We start from the raw sequence: 21,568 nt of genomic DNA on the forward strand, positions 1-21,568 counted from the left end.
CCCCTTGACATTCCCGGGCTGCGGACTCCAGGCTAGGAACGCCTTACCCACCAAGGGAAGATGCGCGCCGAGTCGCGCCGTCGCCCGGGTCGCGATCCGCTGACGCATCGTGGTGTGGCGGGCATCGCCCTGGCGGGGGCGACGGCGGAGAGCCGCACCGGTGTTCACCCGAACGAGCCTGTCTCCAGCGCCGTGAGCACTTTTCTGCCCATCTACTGTGACTCGTCGGGGTCATCCGCTTGGTTCTTTTCTCATCCCGGCGACTTGCAGCCAGCTAACGAGAATGATTGTCATTGTCTATGATCCGAAGGACCCTTCGATGAGTTCCCTGTGGCTGCGGTGCCAGCGGCGCCGACCTAACGCCAGCACCCGCCTCGTCTGCCTGCCGCACGCCGGTGGCACGGCGGCCTTCTTCACGCCCTGGGCGGACCGGGTGCCGGCACCACTGGAAGTCACCGCGGTCCAGTACCCGGGACGTCAGGACCGGCGCACCGACCCGCCCGCCGCCACGGTCCGCGACCTCGCCACCAGCGTCGCCGGGGCGATCGACCTGACCGACCCACGGTCGATCGTCCTTTTCGGGCACAGTCTCGGCGCGCTGGTCGCTTACGAACTCGCCCGTGTTCTCACGGCTTGGGGCCGGGCACCGGACCGGCTGGTCGTGTCCGGGCGCCGGCCACCGGGCGAGAGCACCGGCCGCAGCTGGCACACCCGGTCCGACGCCGACCTCATCGCCGAGCTGGTTCGTCTCGGCGGCATGGCGGACATCCGATTCTTCGAGGACGCCGAGACTCGCCGGCTCTTCCTGCCCGCGATCCGCGACGACTTCCGGCTCGCCGAGACCTACCGGCACCGCGCCGATCCCGTCCTCAGCTGTCCCGTCACCGCCGTGATCGGCGCCGACGACCCCGAGGTCGATGCCGGGCAGGCCGCCCGCTGGGCCGACTGCACCACCGGGCGCTTCGACGCGCATGTGCTGCCCGGCGACCACTTCTACCTGGTGCCGCATCGCGGCAGGGTGCTGTCGTTGCTGTCCGCCGAGGGGGCAAGACTGCCGTGAGCAAACCTCGCCGAGTCCTGATCGCCGGCACCGCGTTCGGCCGCTTCTACCTCGACGCAATCGACGCCGACCCGAAACACTTCACGTTGGCGGGCATCCTCAGCCGTGGTGGCGAGTTCTCCCGTGAGCTGGCGCGGCAGCGCAACGTGCCGCTGCACACGACGACCGACGAAATCCCCGGCGACATCGACCTGGCCTGCGTCGTCGTGAGGTCCGGCGCAACCGGCGGCCCCGGTACGGAACTCGCGCTGAGCCTGCTCACCCGGGGCATACCCGTCCTGCAGGAGCATCCCGTCCACGCCGGCGAGATCGCCGAATGCCTGCGCGCGGCCCGCCGCCACGGCGTGCCCTACGCGGTCGAGACGATGTATCCACAACTGCAGCCGGTCAGGCAGTTCCTGGCGGCGGCCGAAGTACTACGAGACCGCGTCGGGCTGACCTACGTGGACGCGTCGGCGAACAGTCAGGTCCTCTATCCCCTGCTCGACATCCTCGCCCGGCTGACCGCGACCCCGCGGCCCTGGCATTTCGCCGAGCCGGCACCCGCCGCCGCCGGCTACCCCTTCACCGAGGTGCAGGCGGTCGTCGGCGGCACGCCCGTCAGCCTGCGCATTCAGAACCAGGTGCACCCCGACGACCCGGACAACCACTCGTACTTGTTCCATAGGCTGGCCGCCGGCACGCCTGCCGGGGTGCTCACCCTGGCGGACACCCACGGACCCGTGCTCTGGCAGCCCCGCCTGCACTCTCCCCGCGACCATACCGGCCGGTTGCTCACCCGCGGACCGGGCACGCACCGCCTCGATGTCCCGAGCACCTCCTCGCTGAGCGCCAGACCGGGGACATTCCACGAGGTCTTCGCCGAGCTCTGGCCGGACGCGCTCGCGCACCGGATGCGCCAGTTCTGCCGGCTCCTCGACGAACCCGCCGGCCGGGCCGCCTCCGGCCAATGGGACCTGGCGGTTTCGACGATGTGGGCACAGTTGACCGGCCGGATCGGGCTGCCTGAGCTGATCCGACCGGGCGAGCCTCCCCCCGTACCGATGACGGACCTCGAGGAGGCCGCACGTGCCGCCGCTTGACCGAACACCGCGCCGGTGCAGCCACGTCCTGCTCCGGGTCGCCGATCTGGCCGCCGCGGTCGCTAATTTCGAAACGGCGGGTTTCACGGTGACCTTCGCCTCCCGGCGTGAATCGGCCCGCCACGCGCACATCTGGTTCCGCAGCGGACCGATCATCGAGCTGCTCGACCCACCGGCGCGGGCGGGGCTCTACCGCGTGCCGCTTGAGCTGGCGTTCGGGCGGGGTGCTGGACGGCGGATGATCCGCTGGGCGCGGCAGCCCGAGGGGTTCTGCGACGCGGCAGTCCTCGTCGACAGCCCCGACCTCGGTGAGCAACGCGCGGCGCTGGCGCAGGCCGGAGTCCCCACCGGCCGCGCCGTGCGGTGGACGCGACGCCGCGAGGACGGTGAGAGCACCCGGTTCCAGTTCAGCTATCCCCGCAACGACCGGCTGCCGTTCCTGGTGACCCCCTACTCCCCCGCGCAGCACCCGCCGGACGTCCGGCATGTCAACGGTGCGACCGCGCTCAGCCGTGTCGTCCTGGGTGTACGGCCTGACGACCGAGCCGCGCTGCTCGCGGTCACCGGCTCCGATCCGACCTTCCTCTTGGAAGAGGCTGCCGTGACCGGAGTACGGGCCATCGAGCTGGACGGCCTGCGCCAATCCCTCGACCCGGGGCTGCTGCACGGCGCCGTGATCCGACCAAGGAGTTCGACATGAGTACACGTCAGATCGTCGCGGAACTCTCCGCTCTGGGCGTCGAGTTGTGGGAGGACGGTGGCGCCCTCAAGTTCCGCGCCCCCGCCGGGGTGCTGACCGACCAGCGACGACAGCGGGTACGTGAACACCGGGACGAGATCCTGGCCCTGTTGGCCGCCGACCGGTCGGCGGTCACCGTGCGCACTGATCCGGCCTCGGCGCACGAGCCGTTCCCGCTCACCGACGTACAGACCGCCTACCTGGTGGGCCGGCGGGAGTCCTTCGGCTTCGGCGGCGTCGCCTGTCACGGCTACCTCGAAGTCACGTACCCGCGCATCGAACCGACTGCGCTACAGGACGCCTGGAACCTCCTGATCGACCGGCACGGCATGCTGCGCGCGGTCGTCGAGGCGGACGGCTATCAGCGGGTGCTCCCGGAGGTGCCCCGCGTCGTCGTCGAGGTCTGCGACCTGCGCGAGGCGGGGACCGAGGCGGTCGACGCGGAGCTCGCCCGGATCCGGGAAGAGCTGGGCCACCGGCGGTACGACCCGGCCAGGTGGCCGCTGCACACGCTGCGCCTGACCCGCACCCCGGCCGGTGACGTCCTGCACTTCTCCATGGATTCGCTGGTCGCAGACTGGGGCAGCGCCGGCGTCCTGCTCGACGAGCTGGACGCCGTGCTCGCCGGAGACGCCGCCGCCCTGCCACCGCTGGAAATCGGGTTTCGCGACTATCTGACCGCCGAACGCGGCCTGCGCGAGACCGAGCGCTACCGGCGTGACCGCGCCTACTGGCTGGAGCGGATCGACGAGCTGCCGCCCGCCCCCGAGTTGCCGACGGTCCCCGCGATCGATCAGCCGCAGGCAGCCGTCCGGTTCCGCCGCCACCACGCCCGGATCGCGCAACCCCGATGGTCCGCTCTACGCGAACGGGCCCAGGCCGCGGGAACCACGCCGACCGCCGCGGTGCTGAGCGCGTACGCGATGGTTCTCGGCCGGTGGAGCCGCACCGAGCGGTTCACGCTCGACCTGACGCTGCTCAACCGGCTGCCCCTGCATCCCGACGTCGACCGGCTGGTCGGCGACTTCACCTCGGTCAGCCTGCTCGCGGTCGACGGCACCGCCGGCTCCTTCAGCGAGCTCTCCCGTTCGCTGGGCGCGCAGCTATTCGCCGGACTGGAGCACCGGTTGTTCTCCGGCGTGCAGGTGCTGCGCGAGGTTGCCCGCCGCCGGGGCCGGGAGGCGGCGCTGATGCCGGTCGTCTTCACCAGCGCGATCGGTCTGGGTCCACGGGCAACCGGCGGGCGACGCATCACCCACGGCATCACCCAGACCCCGCAGGTGACTCTGGACTGCCAGGTCGGTGACGGCCCCGACGGCTTGGAGGTCAACTGGGACGTCCGTGACGGCGTGTTCCCGCCCGGACTGATCGAAGACGCGTTCGACGCCTTCGTCACGCTGCTGGACAGGCTGGCCGACGACTGGGACGCCACCGAGGAGCTGCCCGAGTACCAGCTGCGTGAGCGGGCCGAGGCGAACGACACCGACGGGCCGCTGCCGGACGGGCTGCTGCACGACGGCTTCCGCACCATGGTCGACGAGGCACCCGACCGGTACGCGATCACCGGCCCGGGTGGCGCGGTCACGTACCGGCAATTGCTGCGGCGTGCCCACGGTGTCGCAGCGGCGTTGCAGGCGCACGGTTGCCGTCCCGGTGACCGCGTGCCCATCGTGCTGGACAAGAGCGCCGAGCAGGTGGTGGCCGTGCTGGGTGTACTGCTCGCCGGCGCCGCGTACGTTCCGGTCGACACCACCCAGCCACGACTGCGCAGGGAGAAGCTGATCGCCGACGTCGGCGCCCGGCACGTCCTCACGCACTCGCACCTCGCCGCGCACATCACCTGGCCACAGGAGGCGACCGTCCTGCATGTCGACGGGCTGCCCGAGGCCGATCAGGCGCCGCGGCCCGAGCCCGGCGACCCGGACGGTCTCGCCTATGTCATCTACACCTCCGGATCGACCGGCACACCGAAGGGCGTGATGATCAGCCACCGGGCCGCGCTGAACACCGTCGAGGACATCAACCGCCGGTACGCCTTCGGGCCGGGCGACCGGGTGCTCGGCCTCGCCCAGCTCGGCTTCGACCTCTCCGTTCACGACATCTTCGGCACCCTCGCCGCCGGCGCGACCCTGGTCCTGCCCGACCACCGCCGCCCCGCCGACCCCTCGCACTGGGCCGAGCTGATCACCGCGTACGGCGTGACGATCTGGAACTCCGTCCCAGCGCTGTTGAACATGCTCACCGACTACCTGGAGAGCGAACCGGTCGTGCTGGACTCGCTGCGGCTGGCGATGCTCTCCGGCGACTGGATCCCCGTGACGCTGCCCGACCGGATCCGGCGGCTGATCCCCGGCTTGCGGCTCAACTCGCTCGGCGGCGCCACCGAAGCGGCCATTTGGTCGATCCAGTTCCCGATCGACCGGGTCGACCCGGGATGGCCGAGCATCCCGTACGGTTTCCCGCTGACCAACCAGTCCTTCCGGGTGCTGGACGCCGCCCTGCGGGACCGGCCCGTCTGGGTGCCCGGCGAACTCTACATCGGCGGGCACGGGCTCGCCCTCGGCTACCATGGCGACGCCGCGACGACCGCAGCCCGCTTCGTGGACCTGCCCGACGGCACTCGGCTCTACCGCACCGGGGACCTCGGCCGTTATCTGCCCGGCGGGGTCCTCGAGTTCCTCGGCCGCGAGGACGACCAGGTGAAAATCCGCGGGCACCGGATCGAGCTCGGCGAGATCGAGGCGGCGCTGCTTGCTCACCCGCACGTCGATGGCGCGGCGGTGGTGATCGGCGGCACCGACCGTTTCGACCGGCACCTGCTCGGCTTCGTCTCGCCCGCCGCCGGCCAGGCCGCCCCCGCGCCGCGCAACCTGGACGCCGCGGTGAGCCGCTACGCCGACCGGCAGGCCGCCGGGTTGAGTACGGAGCAGGTATCGGCGCAGGTGTCGGCGTTGCACGATGCGGCGCTGGCGTCGATGCTGCACGGCTTGGCCGCCTGCGGTGCCTTCGACCGCGGCCCGGTCACCCCCGACGAGTTGCTGGACCGGGCCCGGATCCACGACCGGCACCGCTGGCTCGTGCGGCGCTGGCTGCACCTACTCACCGCCGACGGCCGGCTCACCCAGGACACCGAGGGGCGGCTGACCCCGGCACCGACCGCACCGGTCTCCGTAACCGGGCTGTGGTCGGCGATCGAGCGTGACGCGGTCGCGGCGGGGTTGTGCACGGCGGACTTCGTCGGATACCACCTGGCGCACGTGGAGCGCCTGCCCGAGTTGCTGCGGAACCAGCAGAATCCGTTCGAGCTGCTCTTCCCCGAGGGCCGCACGGACCAGGCCCGCGCCGTCTACCGCGACGATTCGATCGCCCGTTACCTCAACCACGCGGCGGCCGCCCTGCTCAACCGGATCGCGGCCGCCGCGCCTGAGCAGCAGCGCCTGCGGGTGCTGGAGCTCGGCGCGGGCACCGGCGCCACCAGTGCCGCCGTCCTGCCCGCCCTGGCCGGCTTCGAGGTGGACTACCTCTACACGGACCTGACGCCCTTCTTCCTGCCGGAGGCCCGCGTTGAGTTCGGTGACCGGCCGGGCGTGCGGTTCGCAGTGTTCGATCTCGACCGGGACCCGCGCGTCCAGGGCCGGGCGCCGAACAGCGCTGACGTGGTGCTCTGCGCCGGGATGCTGAACAGCACCGCAGACCCGGTCGCAGCGGTGCGGGCGGCGGCCCGGCTCTGCGCGCCGGGCGGCTGGCTGGTGCTCATCGAACCTACCGGGGAACACCCGCACATTCTGCTCACCCAGGGCTTCATGATGGACCCGGCCGACGGCGACCGCGAGTACGGCAGCAGCACGCTGTTGTCGTTGGACCGGTGGCGCGACGCCCTTGCCGGTGCCGGCGCGCAGGAGCTGCTCTGCCTGCCGGGCGACGATCACCCGCTGGCCCCGTACGGCATGCGACTGCTCGCGGCCCGGGTCAAGACGGGGCGCCTGCCCGTCCGTACGGAGGAACTGACCGCGTTTCTCGCCGAAAGGCTCCCCGCGCACATGGTCCCGGGCCGGCTGCAGGTGATCGACGAACTGCCGATCACCGCCAACGGCAAGACGGACCGGCGCACCCTCGCCGGGTGGGGCGTGGGCGAACTGGCTGGAACCGGCTCCGCCGACGGCGGTGACGAGGCCCTCGACGACCTGGAACGGCGGCTTGCCCAGCTGTGGAACGAAGCGCTCGGCACCACCGCCCTGGGCCGCCTGGACAGTTTCTACGACCACGGCGCGGACTCACTGATCATGGCTCGGGTCGCCGGCCGGCTGCGCGAGCAGATTCCCGAGGCCGCCGCGTTCAGCTACGACGCCCTGCTGCGGCAGATGCTGAACGAGCCGACCCTGGCCGCGCTGGCTCAACTGCTGCGGACCGATTCCGGCGAGTCCGCGACGGCCGCTGCGCAGGCCGGCGGCAACTGCCTGCTCGTGCCGTTCGGCGGCGCGGGTGACGGCCCGGTACGGGTACTCTTCCACGCCGCCCTCGGCACCCTCGACTACTTCCAGACGCTAGGCCGAGGCCTCGCCGCGCAGAACCTCGGCCCGGTCATCGGCGTTGCGGTGGCCGACGCGGAAGCCTACTGCGCGACCGCACCGCAGGAGTTGCTGGCGCAGATCGCCGAGGACTACACCGACCGGCTGCTCGCCGAGGGGTACACGCGTTTCCAGCTGATCGGCTACTGCCTCGGCGGGCTGCTCGCCACCGAGGTGGGCCGGCGGCTGGCCGAACGTGGTGTCGCCGTGCAGGACCTGACCCTGGTCGACAGCATCCCGATGTTCCTGGACACCGACGAGGAGCTGGCCTTCGAGGCGATCTTCGTACCGAACCTCGGCCTGGACCCGGTGACGACGGTGTTCGGCCCGCACGTCGACCCGGCGGATGTCTACCGGGCCATCGACGGCCTGATGGCCGCCAACGACAATAGGGTGGCCGCCGGCGCGCTGGGCGGGTTGACCGGTGACGCCGGAATCGAGGCGGTCGCGGCGGCGGCCCGGGAACGCACCGCCCTCGGTCAGGAAGCCCGACTGGCCTTGTACGCCGAGGCTGCAGCCGGACAGACAGGGCTGCCGATCGACCCGCGGCTCGTCCCGGCGCTATTCCGCGTCTGCCGGCACAGCATGCGGGCAGCTCGGTACACCCCCGAGCCGTACGCGGGCGACATGACGTTCCTGCGCGCGACCGAGAACCAGTCCTTCGGCATCTCGGCGGGGGTCGGGCATCTGGCCGCGCCGTTCTGGGAGCGGACCTGCGTCGGCGAGTTCAGGGTGATCGACGTGCCGGGCAACCACTTCAGCGTCGTCGAGCAGCCACACGTCGACGTCGTCACCGAGCACCTCGCCGCGCCGCTGCGGGCGGCACAGTGATCGGGATTCTCGGCGGATACGGGGACGTCGGACGCTTCGCGACCCTGGCGCTGCACACGGCCGGCGCGGGTCCGCTGCGCGTCGGCGGACGGCGGCCTGAGATCGGGCGGCGGCTGCTCGACGGGATCGATGCCTCGTTCACGGCGGTGGACCACGCCGACGATGACGCCGTACGCCGTTTCGTGACCGGCTGCGATGTGGTGCTCAACTGCGCCGGCCCGGCCCACCGGATCGGCACCAGAATCCTGGACGAGGCCGTACGCGGCGGTGCCGCCTACGTCGACGTCTCCGACCTCGCAGCCGTGGACGTTACGGGCACAGTGGTGCTGGCTGCGGGTTTGCGGCCCGGGCTCACCGGCTTGCTGCCGCGCTGGCTGGCCCGCGCCGAGTTCGCGACGGTACGGCGGATGAGCTGCTACTTCGGGCTGCGGGACCGGTTCACCGAGGTGGCCGCCGACGACTACGTGCACGCCTCGTCCGGCGGCGGTTTGCATCCGTTGGCGGCCTGGCGGGACGGGCCCCGGGCACGGGTGCACACCCGGCGTACCGACGTCGAGGTGCCGTTCTTTCCCGAACCGGCGGCGTTACTTCCCTATTTGGACAGCGAGGGTGAATCACTGGCCAGCACGCTCGGTCTCACCGCCGGAGACTGGTTCTCCGTGCTCTGCGGGCCGGCGGTGCGGGCCGCGTTCGACCGTGTCCACGGGTTGCCCCGAGCCGACGCCGTTGCCCAGTTGTGCCGCGCGGCCCGGCTCGACCTCGTCGGCAGGGAGCCCTTCGTGCTGTTGCTCGTCGAGGCCCACGGCGAGCCGGGCATCCGTACCGGGGTGTTCCGCGGCAGATCGAACGCGGAGCTCACCGGATTGACGGCGGCCCTGGCCACCGTGGCGGTCGCGCGCGGCAACGTGCCGCCGGGGGTGCATCACGCCGCGGATGTTCTCGACCCGCATGCCGTCGTCGAAGGACTGCGGGATGGCCCGCTGGAGGTGACGGTCTTCGCCGGAACCGTCGATTCGCTGGGTCGGGTCGAAGGTGGTGTGCTGTGACCCGGATCGCCGCCGCGCTGCAGGATCTGCGCGCCGTGAGCCTTGCGGCGATGGCGACCGTGCTGCCCTCGACAGACCCGGGCACCGCGGCGGAGGTGGTCGACCGTATCGGTGCGGCACCGCGGCACGCCTGGCTGGTCCGGCGCTGGCTGGTAGCGCTGACCGAGGCAAAACTGCTCCGGCGCGACGGCGACCGGTATCGATGGGCCACGGTCGCGGCCGCCACGGCCGACCTCGCCGACGCGTACGCGGAGCTTGGTTTTCCGCCGAGGATGGCCGCCTTCCACCGAACGGCGCTCACCCTGCTGCCCGAGCTGGTGCGCGACGAGGTCACCGTGCAGGAGTTGTTGTTCGCCGACGGGGACGTGGTGGAGGCGCTCGCCGCGTACCAGGACAATGTCATCACCGCCGAACTCAACGAGCGCTGCGGCCGGCTGGCTCGCGAGGTCTGCGATGCCGTCAGCGGGCCGGCGCAAATAGTCGAACTGGGCGGCGGTGCGGGACTGACCACGGCCGCGATGCTGCGTGCCCTCGACGGGACGGACGTCGACTACCTCTTCACCGACCTGTCCCGCATCCTTGTCTCCGCTGCCCGGCAACGGTACGCGGACCGGCCCGAGATGACATTTCGGCAGCTGGACATCGACGCCGCCTTCGAAGGGCAGGGACTGCTACCCGGATCGGCGGACATCGTCGTGGCCGGCAATGTCCTGCACAACGCGGCGGAGCGCTGCCGGACTCTCACCGAGATCCACCGCTTGCTCGGACCCGGCGGGTCGCTGCTGTTCACCGAGTCGATCGGCGACGACCCGGCGGTGCTGACCTCGATGCAGTTTCTGCTCTCCCCGGCCCAGGGAACCGCGCGCACCGACGAGTTCTTCCCTGGCCCCGACGAGTGGGCGGCCGAGCTGATCAAGGTTGGATTCGCGGCGCCCGCTGTCACCACGAGCCACTTCCAGGCGCTCTTCCACGTACGCCGCGAGGAGGCAGCTCCGTGACGGCACCACCGCTGATCGTCGGCCCGGCCGCCGCCGACGCCGTCCGGTCCGGCCTGATCCGCCTCGGCGACCACCCGGCGCTGACGGCCGCGCAGTCAACCTGGAACGGCACCCAGCTGCTCACCGCAAGCTCCACAGACACCACCGCCACCCCCGGCGCGGGCGGCGCGTTGCTGGCACGGCTGGCGCTGGGCGCGCAGGTTACCGCGCCGGCCGCCGAGGTGCTGGTGGCGGCCTTGGCGGAGCCGAATGCACGGACGGCGGTGTTGACGCCGACCGTCGGGGTCGGTGGGGACGTCGCCCTGACCAGTTGGGCGGCGGGGACGAACGTGTACTGCGGCCACGGCGATGGGCCCGCCGTTGTCGTACGCGAGCTCGAGCGCTGCGGCGCAACGGTCGCGGTGGTGCCACTGGCGACTCTGCGCGCCCTCCCGGACGAGCCGGCCGCCCTGATGGCCGACCTGTCCGAGCTTCAGCTGCTGCTCTATGACGCCGCCGACGGGATGCTCACCGACTCGCAGGAGCGGGCCGTTCGCGACACCCTGGGGATCACTCCTCGGGGTGTCCTGTCCGGGTCGGCCAGCAGTGAGGGAGCTGTCATCGCTCGGCTCGTGCGGGCCTGCACCGGCGTAGGTGACGTGCGCGTGGACCGCGGCCGCGACAGCTGGTCGGTACGGGTCACTCCGGTCCGTCGTCACGCGCATGCGGACCCGGCCGGTGACGCGGCACTGGCCGGCAGCGTGCAGTCAGCGGCGGACAAGGCCATCTCCACCATGAACGCCGAGGCAGCTCTGGACGCGCTTCGCTGCCTCGATCGAACCGCCCTGCTGTCCATGCTCGCCGCCCTGGACCGCTGTGGCGACACCTTGGCTGACACGCCACACAAAGCGCTCGTACGACGCTGGCACACTGTCCTCGCCGCTCAAAATCTTGCAACCCCCGACTCGGCCGCACTTGAGCGGGCCTGGCGGGACACCGCCCAGCGGTGGCGGGTCGCCGTCGGCGGCACCGGAACCATCGACTACGCCCGGCGCACCTGCGACCGGCTCCCGGAGTTGCTCCGCGGCGAGGTCCAGGCCGTGCACCTGTTGTTCCCCAAGGGCGACGCCACAGCGGCCGAGGCGCTCTACCGCGAGAGCATCACCGCCCGATACCAGCATCACGGCGTCGCCGCGGCGGTCGCCGAAATCGTCCGCCGCCGGCCCGGCCCGGTGCGAGTACTCGAGGTCGGCGCGGGCACCGGAGCGACCACCGACGCCGTGCTCCCCGAACTCGCCGGTCTGCCCGTGGACTATCTCTTCACCGACGTCTCCCGTTACTTCATTGACCGCGCGCGTCCGGTACGCGGCCTATCCCTGGGTCCGGTACGCGACCTTCGACATGGACGCTCCTGAGGGTCAACGGCCAGACTCGATCGATGTGATCGTCGCCGGTGGTTCCCTCAACGCGGCCGCCGACACCGACGCCACGATCGGCCATCTCGTCCGCCTGCTCAGCCCCGGGGGTTGGCTGGTGATCACGGAGCCCACCACCGAGCAGCACTGGGTGCTGGCCTCCCAGGCGTTCATGCTCGCCGAGCCCCGAAACCGGCGGACGGGAACATTTCTCAGCCATGAACAGTGGATGGACGTGCTGACCGAGGCCGGTCTCCGGCCGGTAGTTGACCTGCCCGAGCCAGGTCATCCGCTGGATCCCCTGGGCCATCGCATCCTCGTCGCCCAGGCTAAGACCGACCGGATGCCGCTGAGCCCGGCCGCCGTCGCCGCGACCGTCGCACCGCTGCCTGTGGACGTCACGGTGCACGACCACCTGCCCGACAATCAGAGAGGCACTTCGGAATGTGCGGAATAACGGGCTGGGTGGCGTTCGACGCCGACCTGCGGGCGCACCCGCAGGTCATCGACGCGATGACCGCGACCATGGCCGATCGAGGACCCGACGAGGGCGGCACCTGGCTGGGCCGACACGCCGTGTTGGGGCATCGGCGGCTTGCCGTCATCGACCTCGCCGGCGGGCGCCAGCCGATGACCGCCGCGACACCCACCGGTGACGTGGTGCTGGTTTACTCCGGCGAGGTCTACAACTTCCGGGATCTGCGCGCCGACCTCACCGGCCGCGGCCACCGTTTCCACACCGGTAGCGACACCGAGGTCGTGCTGCACGGCTACCTCGAGTGGGGTGACGCGGTCGCCGAGCGACTCAACGGCATGTACGCCTTTGCGATCTGGGACCAACGTGCCGAGCGGCTGGTGCTGGTCCGGGACCGGATGGGTGTCAAGCCGCTCTATCTGCACCGCACCCCGGACGGCGTGCTCTTCGGCTCCGAACCCAAGGCCATCCTCGCCAACCCTCGCTACCGCCGCGTCGTAGAGACCGCGGATCTACGGGAGCTGGTCGGCTTCACCAAGGCGCCGGGCTGGTCGATCTGGAAGGACTTGGTTGAAGTCGAGCCGGCCACGACGGTCACGGTCGACCGCAACGGCACTCGCGTGCGCACCTATTGGCAGTTGGAGACAGCACCGCACCCGGACGACGCACCGACCTCGGTGGCTCGCGTCGGTGAATTACTCGATGACATCGTACGCAGGCAAATGGTCTCCGATGTTCCGCAATGTGTTCTGCTCTCCGGCGGCCTGGACTCCAGCGCCATCACCGCCCTCGCCGCTGCCGCCGCGGCCGACGAAGGCGAGCAGTTGCGGTCGTTCGCGGTCGACTTCGCGGGCTACGAGGAGAACTTCCGCCCCGACGAGCTGCGGGACACGCCCGATTCGCCGTTCATCCGCGACGTGGTCAAGCATGTCGGGTCGGCGCATCACGACGTGGTGCTCAGCTCCCGTGACCTGCTCGACCCGGCGCTGCGCCGTCGTGTGGTGGGCGCCCGGGACATGCCGATCGGCCTCGGCGACATCGACGCCTCGATGCTGCTGCTGTTCCAGGCGATCCGGGCCGAGTCGACGGTCGCGCTCTCCGGCGAGTTCGCCGACGAGCTCTTCGGCGGCTATATCTGGTTCCACCATCCGGCCGCCCGCGACGCCGACACCTTCCCCTGGCTGGCCTTCCAGAACACCTATACCGCCGACCGTGCGCAGCCGCTGCGCCCCGCACTGCGCGACGCCCTCGACATCGGCACCTACGTCGCGGACGAATACAAGGCCGCCGTCGCCCGTGTGCAACCCCTCGATGGTGAGGACGCTTTCGCGCACCGGATGCGAGTGAGCAGCCACCTGCACATCACCCGGCTGGTCCGGGCGATGCTCGACCGCAAGGACCGTACGTCGATGGCCGTCGGGCTCGAGGTGCGGGTGCCGTTCGCCGATCACCGGCTGGTCGAGTACGTCTACAACACCCCGTGGTCGTTGAAAACCGCCGACGGTCGCGAAAAGGGTCTGCTCCGGCAGGCCGTGGCGCCGCTGCTGCCCGCCTCGGTCGTCGAGCGGGTGAAGAGCCCGTACCCATCCGCTCAGGACGCTGCCTATCCGGCCGCCTTGCAGCATCAATGCCGGGAGTTGCTGGCCGATCCGGGTGCCGCGGTGTTCGAGGTGTTCGACCCGGCCTGGGTGCGTGACGTCGTCGCGCGTGATCCGACGAACGTGACGATGGGCGTACGCACGGGCCTTGAACGGGTTCTGGATTTCCACCACTGGGCGGACATCTACCGCCCCGACCTTCAGCTCTAGGAGACATAGTGACGACCATTCCCGTCGAGCCGATGGTTCTCGGTGACGACTTCATTCAGGAAGCGCACCGGGTGGCGGCGGACATGCGGCAGAGCACGCCGGTGCGGTTCGTGGTGCTGCCGGGCGGTTTCCCGGTCTGGCTCATCACCGGCTACGCCGAGGCACGCGCCGCGATGACCGACCCCCGGTTCAGCAGCCACCGCGTGTACGACAGGCTCGAACGCCTACGTCTGGGCGACGACAACGCCGAGAGCCAGTTCTCCCCTGATCTGGCCGAGAACCTGCTCAACCTCGACCCGCCGAACCACACGCGGCTGCGCAAGCTGGTCGCGAAGGTGTTCACCACCGGTTCGGTCGCTCCGCTGCGTCCCCGCATCGAGCAGATCACCGACGAACTGCTGGACGAGATGGCCGCGACGATGGCCGCAGACGGTGTGGTCGAGTTGCTGACCGACTATGCGTACCCATTGCCGATCAGGGTCATCTGCGAGTTGCTCGGCATACCCGCCACCGACCGTAAGGATTTCATCGGCTGGTCCCGCACAATGGTCGCGACCACGACACCGGAGGAAATTGGCGCGGCGTCGATGCACATGGCCGGCTATCTGCGCACGCTGGTCGAGGCGAAGCGGCACGACCCCGGCGACGACCTGCTCTCCCGGCTGGTGCACGTCAGCGAGGACGGCGACCGGATAACCGTACCGGAGCTGATCTCGACGGCCGTGGTGCTGCTCACCGGCGGCTTCGAAACCACCGTCAACCTGATCAGCAGTGGCCTGCTCGCCTTGGTGCGCCACCCGGATCAACTGCGACTGCTGCGGGACCAGCCCACGCTGTTGCCGCAGGCTGTCGAGGAACTGCTGCGCTACGAGACCCCGAACAATCTTTCGTCGCCGCGCTACACCACCGAACCGGTCGAGCTCGGCGGCATCACGATCCCCGCCGGCCATTTCGTGATGGTGTCCTGGCTCGCCGCCAACCGCTCGGAACGCTTCGCCGAGCCGGACCGGTTGGACCTGACCCGGCCAGGCACCGGTCACCTGGCCTTCGGACACGGCATCCACCGCTGCCTCGGCGCACCGCTGGCCCGCCTCGAGGGTGAGATCGCGTTCGGCCGCTTGCTGGACCGCTTCGGCCACATCGAGCTGGCCGCCGATCCGGAGACCCTGCGCTGGCGCTACAGCACCGCCATGCACGGCCTCGAAACGTTGCCGGTGCGTTTGTCATGAGCCCCGTATCCCAAGGAGAGCAAGCCATGTCACCGGATACCCTCGCCGACGAGCTGTCGGCGGTACTGGGCCTGCCGGCCGGCACGATCGGCGACGACGACAACCTGATCGAGCTCGGCATGGACTCGATGGCCACCATGCGGCTGGCGGGCGCATGGCGGCGGGCCGGAATCGTGGTCCGCTTCGGTGACCTGTTCGCCCGCCCGACCCTCGGCGCATGGCGGGACCTACTGGCCGCGAGCGTCCCTCGGCCGGAGCCGGCGACCGAGCCCGACGTCGCGGAGGACGAGCCCTTCCCTCTCGCGTTGATGCAGCACGCCTACTGGGTCGGCCGCACGCCGGGCCAGCGCCTGGGTGGTGTCGCCGCGCACTTCTACGAGGAGTTCGACGGCAAGGACATCGACCCCGCCCGGCTCGAGCAGGCGGTGCGGCAGGTCCTGGCAAGGCACGGCATGCTCCGCGTCCGGGTGAACGACGACGGGACGCAGCAGATCCTGCCCACCAGCCCGTGGCCCGGCTTGCGAATCCACGACCTGACCGGATGCACGCCCGAGGAAGCCGAGCAACGCCTCGCCGAACTGCGCAGCCGCCTCTCCCACCGCCAACTGGACGCCTCGACGGGTGAGGTCTTCGACGTACGCCTGTCGCTGCTGCCCTCCGGCGGCACCCGCGTCCACGTCAACCTCGACATGATCGCCGCCGACGCGCTGAGCCTTCGGGTGCTGATGGCCGACCTCGCCACGTACTACACCGACGGGACACCACCGCCACCGCTCGGCTACAGCTATCCCCGCTACCTTGCCGACCGCGACCGCCACCGGGATGACGTCGAGGCGGACCGCTCGTACTGGCGTCTCAGAGACCTGCCAGGCGCCCCCGAACTGCCGGTCGTCACGCAGCATGCGCGGACGGCGACCCGGGTGGTCCGGCGACACCGCATCCTGGACTCCTCGGAGTTCGCCGTGCTGAGCCGCCGCGCCCAGCAGCACGCCCTGACCCCCGCGATGGCCCTCGCAGCCGTGTTCGCCGAGACGTTGACCCAGTGGAGCGCCGAGCCCCGGTTCCTGCTCAACCTGCCGCTGTTCGACCGGGAGCCGCTGCACCCCGACGTGGCGTCGCTGGTCGGCGACTTCACCTCCTCGGTACTGCTGGCCTGGGACGGCACCGCCGGTGGCGGATTCGCCGACCGGGCCCGCCGCCTCCAGGAGCAGTTCCAGGCCGACGCGGCACACACCGGCTATTCCGGGGTCGAGGTGCTGCGCGACGCCAGCCGTCGACAGGGCTCCCAGATGCTGGCGCCGGTGGTCTACACCAGCGCGCTCGGGCTGGGCCCGCTGTTCACCGAGGAGGTGCGGCAGTGCTTCGGCGAGGCCACCTGGATCGTCTCGCAGGGGCCGCAGGTGTTGCTGGACGCGCAGGTCACCGAGCTGGACGGCGGGGTGCTGGTCAACTGGGACGCCCGGGAAGACGCGTTCCTGCCCGGCGTGCTCGACGCCATGTTCGCCGCGTACGGCACGTTGCTCGACCGGCTACTCGGGGAGCCGCAAGCGTGGTCGGCGTTGTTTTCTGACGGCCGACGGGTCGTCACCTTCGAGCCACCTGCCGATGTCACCCACCGACTTCATGATGCATTCTTCGTACGGGCCGCGCAGTCACCGCAAGCACCGGCCCTGATCTGGGCGCGTGACGGCTGGCTCAGCTACGGTGACCTCGCCGACCGGGTGCTACGGATGGCCGGGACACTGCGGGCCCGCGGCGCCGGCCGGGGTGACCTGGTCGCGATCTCGTTGCCCAAGGGGCCGGACCAGATCGTCGCCGCGCTGGCTGTGCTCGCCGCAGGCGCCGCCTACCTGCCCGTCGGGGTCGACCAGCCGCCAGCGCGCCGCGAGCGCATCCTGTCCGGGGCCGGGACCACACTGCTGATCGACGAGTCCTTCGAGGTCACCGGTCCGCCGCTGACGACGCCCGTCGACGGCGAGCCCGGTGACCTGGCGTACGTGCTCTACACCTCGGGCTCCACCGGCGAGCCCAAGGGTGTCGAGGTCACGCACGCGGCCGCGCAAAACACCGTCGCCGACCTAAGCGACCGGTTCGGGCTCGGCCCCGGCGACCGGACCCTCGCGGTCTCGGCGCTGGAGTTCGACCTGTCGGTTTTCGACATGTTTGCGACCCTGGGCAGCGGCGGCTCACTGGTGTGCGTCGACCAGCGGGACCGGCGCGATGCGACAGCCTGGGCTGAGCTCGTACGCCGGCACGAAGTCACCGTCCTCAACTGTGTGCCCCCGCTGCTGGACGCGTTGCTGACCGCGCTCGATGGCAACGCCGTACCGCTGCGGGTGGTGCTTCTCGGGGGCGATCGGGTAACGGTTGATCTGCCCGGACGGCTCGCGGCAGTGGCTCCTCAATGCCGGTTCGTCGCGGCGGGCGGCACCACCGAGACCGCGATCCACTCGACGATCTGTGAGGTCACCGACGTGCCCGCCGACTGGGCACTGGTTCCCTACGGCGTGCCGCTGCGCGGCGTCCGATGTCGGGTGGTGGACCCGCTCGGCCGGGACTGCCCCGACTGGGTCACCGGCGAGCTGTGGATCGGCGGGGCGGGGGTGGCGCGCGGCTACCGCGGCGATCCGACGCGTACGAGCGAACGCTTTGTCATTCATGATGGAGTCCGCTGGTATCGGACCGGTGATCGGGCCAGGTATCGCCCCGGCGCGGTCATCGAGTTCCTCGGCCGCACCGACCACCAGGTGAAGATTCGCGGCTACCGGGTCGAGCTGGGTGAGGTCGAGGCGGCGCTGAGCAGCCACCCGCAGGTGACCGGCAGTGTCGTGGTGCGCACGGCGGACGGTCGGCTCGGTGCGGCCGTCACCGGCACCGCCGATCCGGACTCGGTCTCCAAGACCTTGGCCACGCTACTGCCGGAGCCGATGCGCCCGGACCTGATCGTGCACGTCGCCGAGCTACCCCTGACCCGCAACGGCAAAATCGACCGATCCGCAGCAGCGGGGCTGCTCGATGGCTACGTCGTCGACCGCCGCCCAGCGACGCCGCCGCGCGGACTTGTCGAGCAGCGGGTCGCCGAGGCGTGGCGTGATGTACTCGGCGCGGATCCGGTGGGGCGCGAGGACGACTTCTTCGCCCTGGGCGGCGACTCCCTCCTGGCGACGAAGTTGCTCGGCCGGTTGCGCTCGGCGGGGTTCACCGGTGTCGCCCTGAGTGCGCTCTTCGCCCATCCGGTGCTGGCCGACTTCGCCGAGACGCTACGGGTCGGCTCGGAGCCGGCGGTCCGGCAGATCACCGCCGACCCGGCCGCCGCACACGAGCCATTTCCGCCCACCGACGTGCAGCGCGCCTACTGGCTGGGCCGCTCCCCGGAATTCACCCTCGGCGGCGTCGGCTGCCACTTCTACCGCGAGTTCGACACGCCGACGATCGACGTGGCGCGGCTGGAGGCGGCCGCGAACCGGTTGGTCCAACGACACCCGATGCTGCGAGCAGTCTTCGCAGACAACGGCGTGCAACGGGTCCTTCCCCACGTGCCGCAATTCCGCGTACGGGTGCTGCCGGATGTTCGAGAAGCCATGGCTCACCGGGTCTTCGATCCTTCCGTATGGCCGCTGTTCGACATCGGGGTCGAGCAGACGCCGACCGGTGCCCGGATCGGTCTCGGCATCGACACGCTTGTCGCGGACGCGCTGAGCATCCTTATGATCTACTCCGAGCTGTCCGCTCTGTACGCTGATCTGGGTGCGGCGCTGCCGCCCGTGGAGCTCACGTTCCGCGACTACCTGCTCGGCAGCCGTCCGTCGCCCGCTGCGCTACGGAAGGCCACCGACTATTGGCGGTCAAGGCTCGACACTCTGCCGCCTGCGCCGCAGCTGCCACTCGCGGTGGACCCGGCGACGACCGGGGTGCCCCGGTTCACGCGCCGCTCGTCGAGCATCGGCCCATCCGACTGGCAGCGGTTGCGGGATCGGGCCCGGGAGCACGGCGTTACCCCGTCGGCTCTGCTGCTGACCGCGTACGCGGAAATTCTCGGTCGGTGGAGTGCTCGGACCGACCTGACCCTCAACCTCACGCTCTTCGACCGCGACGGACACCCGCACGTGGACCGGGTCGTCGGCGACTTCACCTCGCTCGTGCTGGTGGCCTACCAGCCCGAGACGGGCGACAGCTGGCTCGACCGGGTGCGGCGCGTCCAGCGCGATCTGTGGCAGGGCTTGGACCACCGGGAGCTCTCCGCGGTCGGGGTCCTGCGCGAGCTCGCCCGCCACACCGGCGACGGCGCGGTCACCATGCCGGTCGTGTTCACCAGTGCGCTCGGTGTGCCCGGCGAGGCGGCAAGCTCTGGCCTGTTTGCCGAGCCGGTCTGGGGGCTGTCCCAGACGCCGCAGGTCTGGCTCGACCACCAGGTGGTGGAACGGCACGACCCCGACGGGCTCGGCGTCGACCTGTACTGGGACGCCGTGGAAGGGCTCTTCCCACCGGGCGTGCTCGACGACATGTTCGGCGCATACCTGGCGCTGGTGACCGCCCTCGCCGATTCACCCTGGGACGCACCGGCACCCACCGCGCTGCCATCGGATCAGGTGCGGCAGCGGCAACTGGTCAATGCGACCGCGGCGCCGGAGCGGGAGCGGACGCTGCACCTGCCATTCTTCGCTATGGCCCGCGACGATCCGGATGAGCCCGCGGTTGTTGACCACACCGGGGCCGTGCTCACCCGTGGGCAGCTTGCCGACAAAGCGCTGCGGGTCGCCGCACTGCTGCGCGCCAAGGGGGTCAGCCCGGCCGAGCCGGTCGCGGTGTCGCTGCCGAAGGGTCCGGACCAGATCGTCGCGGTCCTCGGCGTGCTCGCGGCGGGCGCGGCTTACGTGCCGGTCGGCGTCGACCAGCCACCGGCCCGCCGGGACCGCACACTGGCCACCGCCGACGCCCGGATCGTGCTCACCGGCGCCACGTTGCAGGAGGCGCGACGGTTCGAGCCGCTGCCGACTCCCGCACCTGCCGACCCTGAGGCGCTCGCCTACCTGATCTTCACCTCGGGTTCCACCGGCGAGCCGAGGGGCGTAGAGATCACGCACCGGGCTGCCGCCAACACCGTTGAGGACATCAACGACCGCTACGGTGTCGGTCCGGAAGACCGGGTCCTCGCCGTCTCGGCTTTGGACTTCGACCTTTCCGTGTACGACATCTTCGGGCTGCTCGGCGCGGGCGGCGCGGTCGTAACCATCGGCGAGGAACATCGACGTGACGCCCAGGCGTGGCACCGGATCGCCTCGGAACACGGGGTGACCGTGTGGAACTCCGTACCCACGCTGCTCGAAATGCTCCTCGTCGTCGGTGACGTGGGGTCGCTGCGGCTGGCGCTGGTTTCCGGTGACTGGGTCGGGCTGGACCTTCGTGTTCCCGGCGCGCGACTGGTGGCGCTCGGCGGGGCCACAGAGGCCTCGATCTGGTCGAACGCCTTCGACGTCGCCGATCTGGACCCGGAATGGCCGTCGGTGCCCTACGGCTATCCCCTACGGAATCAGCGTTTCCGCGTGGTCGACGGCCTCGGCCGGGACTGCCCGGACTGGGTGCCCGGGGAACTCTGGATCGGCGGTGCCGGTGTCGCCCGTCGTTACCGCGACGCTCCGGAGCTGACCTCGGCCAGGTTCGTCGTGGCAGACGGCGAACGCTGGTACCGGACCGGCGACCTGGGCCGCTACCGCCCCGGCGCCATCCTGGAATTCCTGGGCCGTGCCGATCACCAGGTCAAACTCCGTGGCCACCGAATCGAGCTCGGCGAGATCGAAGCCGCCCTCTGCGCCCATCCGGCCATCGCCTCGGCCGTCGCCGTGTTCACCGGCTCCGCGATCACCGCCGCCGCTGTACCAGCCGCCGATACCGTGGACGAGGACGCCCTGGTGAGGTGGGTCGTGGACCGGTTGCCGGCGCACATGGTGCCGGCTCGGATCGCGGTCATCGAGGCGTTGCCGTTGAGCGCGAACGGAAAAATCGACCGGCGGCGCATCGCCGAACTGTCCGCCGACACCCGCCCCGACCAGGCGACGGCACCCGAAGGCCCGCTCGAGGTCGCCTTGGCCGAAACCTGGTCCACGCTGCTCAACCAACCGACAATCGGTCGCGACGATAACTTCTTCACCCTAGGCGGCGACAGCCTCGCAGCCACTCGCATCATCGAGCAGATCCGCCGCGCGGGCCTCGGCGAAGTGACCCTCGCCGTCTTTTTCTCGGCCGCCACAATCCGCCGAGTCGCCGCCCACCTAGCTGCCGTCGGCCCATACGAGTCAGGAGAGATCTAACGATCAGGGCAGGTGCTCAGGCGGATCGCT

Annotated in this window: 11 protein-coding genes; all 11 read left to right on the forward strand. The window is 70.6% G+C overall.

Annotated features, from left to right (window positions below):
• Positions 1-319 precede the first annotated feature (319 nt).
• Genes EDC02_RS11425 through EDC02_RS11475 form a run of 11 tightly spaced genes read left to right on the forward strand, consistent with a single transcriptional unit; the run spans position 320 to position 21,538 of the window.
• Positions 320-1,060 (forward strand): thioesterase II family protein, encoded by a 741-nt coding sequence (locus tag EDC02_RS11425; protein WP_123601926.1) that lies wholly within the window; start codon positions 320-322, stop codon positions 1,058-1,060.
• Entirely contained in the window at positions 1,057-2,142 is a 1,086-nt protein-coding gene (locus tag EDC02_RS11430) for a Gfo/Idh/MocA family oxidoreductase (protein ID WP_123601927.1), read from the forward strand. Before EDC02_RS11425 ends, EDC02_RS11430 begins: the two co-directional genes overlap by 4 nt.
• Positions 2,129-2,842, forward strand: a complete 714-nt coding sequence (locus EDC02_RS11435) for a VOC family protein (protein ID WP_123601928.1) — start codon at positions 2,129-2,131, stop codon at positions 2,840-2,842. The genes EDC02_RS11430 and EDC02_RS11435 overlap by 14 nt, the downstream gene beginning before the upstream one ends.
• On the forward strand, positions 2,839-8,280 hold the full coding sequence (locus EDC02_RS11440) for a non-ribosomal peptide synthetase (RefSeq protein ID WP_123601929.1): 5,442 nt from the start codon (positions 2,839-2,841) through the stop codon (positions 8,278-8,280). The genes EDC02_RS11435 and EDC02_RS11440 overlap by 4 nt, the downstream gene beginning before the upstream one ends.
• Positions 8,277-9,326: a saccharopine dehydrogenase NADP-binding domain-containing protein gene (locus EDC02_RS11445; protein WP_158632149.1), complete on the forward strand. Its 1,050-nt coding sequence runs from the start codon at positions 8,277-8,279 to the stop codon at positions 9,324-9,326. The genes EDC02_RS11440 and EDC02_RS11445 overlap by 4 nt, the downstream gene beginning before the upstream one ends.
• The gene (locus EDC02_RS11450) at positions 9,323-10,324 is read left to right on the forward strand and encodes a class I SAM-dependent methyltransferase (protein ID WP_123601931.1); all 1,002 of its coding nucleotides are present in this window, start codon (positions 9,323-9,325) and stop codon (positions 10,322-10,324) included. The genes EDC02_RS11445 and EDC02_RS11450 overlap by 4 nt, the downstream gene beginning before the upstream one ends.
• Positions 10,321-11,718, forward strand: a complete 1,398-nt coding sequence (locus EDC02_RS11455; RefSeq protein WP_123601932.1) for a class I SAM-dependent methyltransferase — start codon at positions 10,321-10,323, stop codon at positions 11,716-11,718. The genes EDC02_RS11450 and EDC02_RS11455 overlap by 4 nt, the downstream gene beginning before the upstream one ends.
• On the forward strand, positions 11,705-12,175 hold the full coding sequence (locus EDC02_RS11460) for a methyltransferase domain-containing protein (RefSeq protein ID WP_123601933.1): 471 nt from the start codon (positions 11,705-11,707) through the stop codon (positions 12,173-12,175). The genes EDC02_RS11455 and EDC02_RS11460 overlap by 14 nt, the downstream gene beginning before the upstream one ends.
• Before the next feature lie 8 nt (positions 12,176-12,183).
• Positions 12,184-14,001, forward strand: a complete 1,818-nt coding sequence (gene asnB / locus EDC02_RS11465) for an asparagine synthase (glutamine-hydrolyzing) (protein WP_233605869.1) — start codon at positions 12,184-12,186, stop codon at positions 13,999-14,001.
• 8 nt (positions 14,002-14,009) lie between these two features.
• Positions 14,010-15,230: a cytochrome P450 gene (locus tag EDC02_RS11470; RefSeq protein ID WP_199757590.1), complete on the forward strand. Its 1,221-nt coding sequence runs from the start codon at positions 14,010-14,012 to the stop codon at positions 15,228-15,230.
• A 26-nt stretch (positions 15,231-15,256) separates the two neighbouring features.
• Positions 15,257-21,538: a non-ribosomal peptide synthetase gene (locus EDC02_RS11475; RefSeq protein WP_199757591.1), complete on the forward strand. Its 6,282-nt coding sequence runs from the start codon at positions 15,257-15,259 to the stop codon at positions 21,536-21,538.
• Positions 21,539-21,568 lie beyond the last annotated feature (30 nt).

Origin of the sequence: Micromonospora sp. Llam0 (assembly GCF_003751085.1) — a bacterium.
In the GTDB taxonomy this organism is placed as follows: Bacteria; Actinomycetota; Actinomycetes; order Mycobacteriales; family Micromonosporaceae; genus Micromonospora_E.

Coding starts and splice junctions, on each gene's coding strand:
- EDC02_RS11425 (WP_123601926.1), top strand. CDS start 320: ATGAGTTCCCTGTGGCTGCGGTGCCAGCGGCGCCGACCTAACGCCAGC.
- EDC02_RS11475 (WP_199757591.1), top strand. CDS start 15,257: ATGTCACCGGATACCCTCGCCGACGAGCTGTCGGCGGTACTGGGCCTG.
- EDC02_RS11460 (WP_123601933.1), top strand. CDS start 11,705: ATGGACGCTCCTGAGGGTCAACGGCCAGACTCGATCGATGTGATCGTC.
- EDC02_RS11440 (WP_123601929.1), top strand. CDS start 2,839: ATGAGTACACGTCAGATCGTCGCGGAACTCTCCGCTCTGGGCGTCGAG.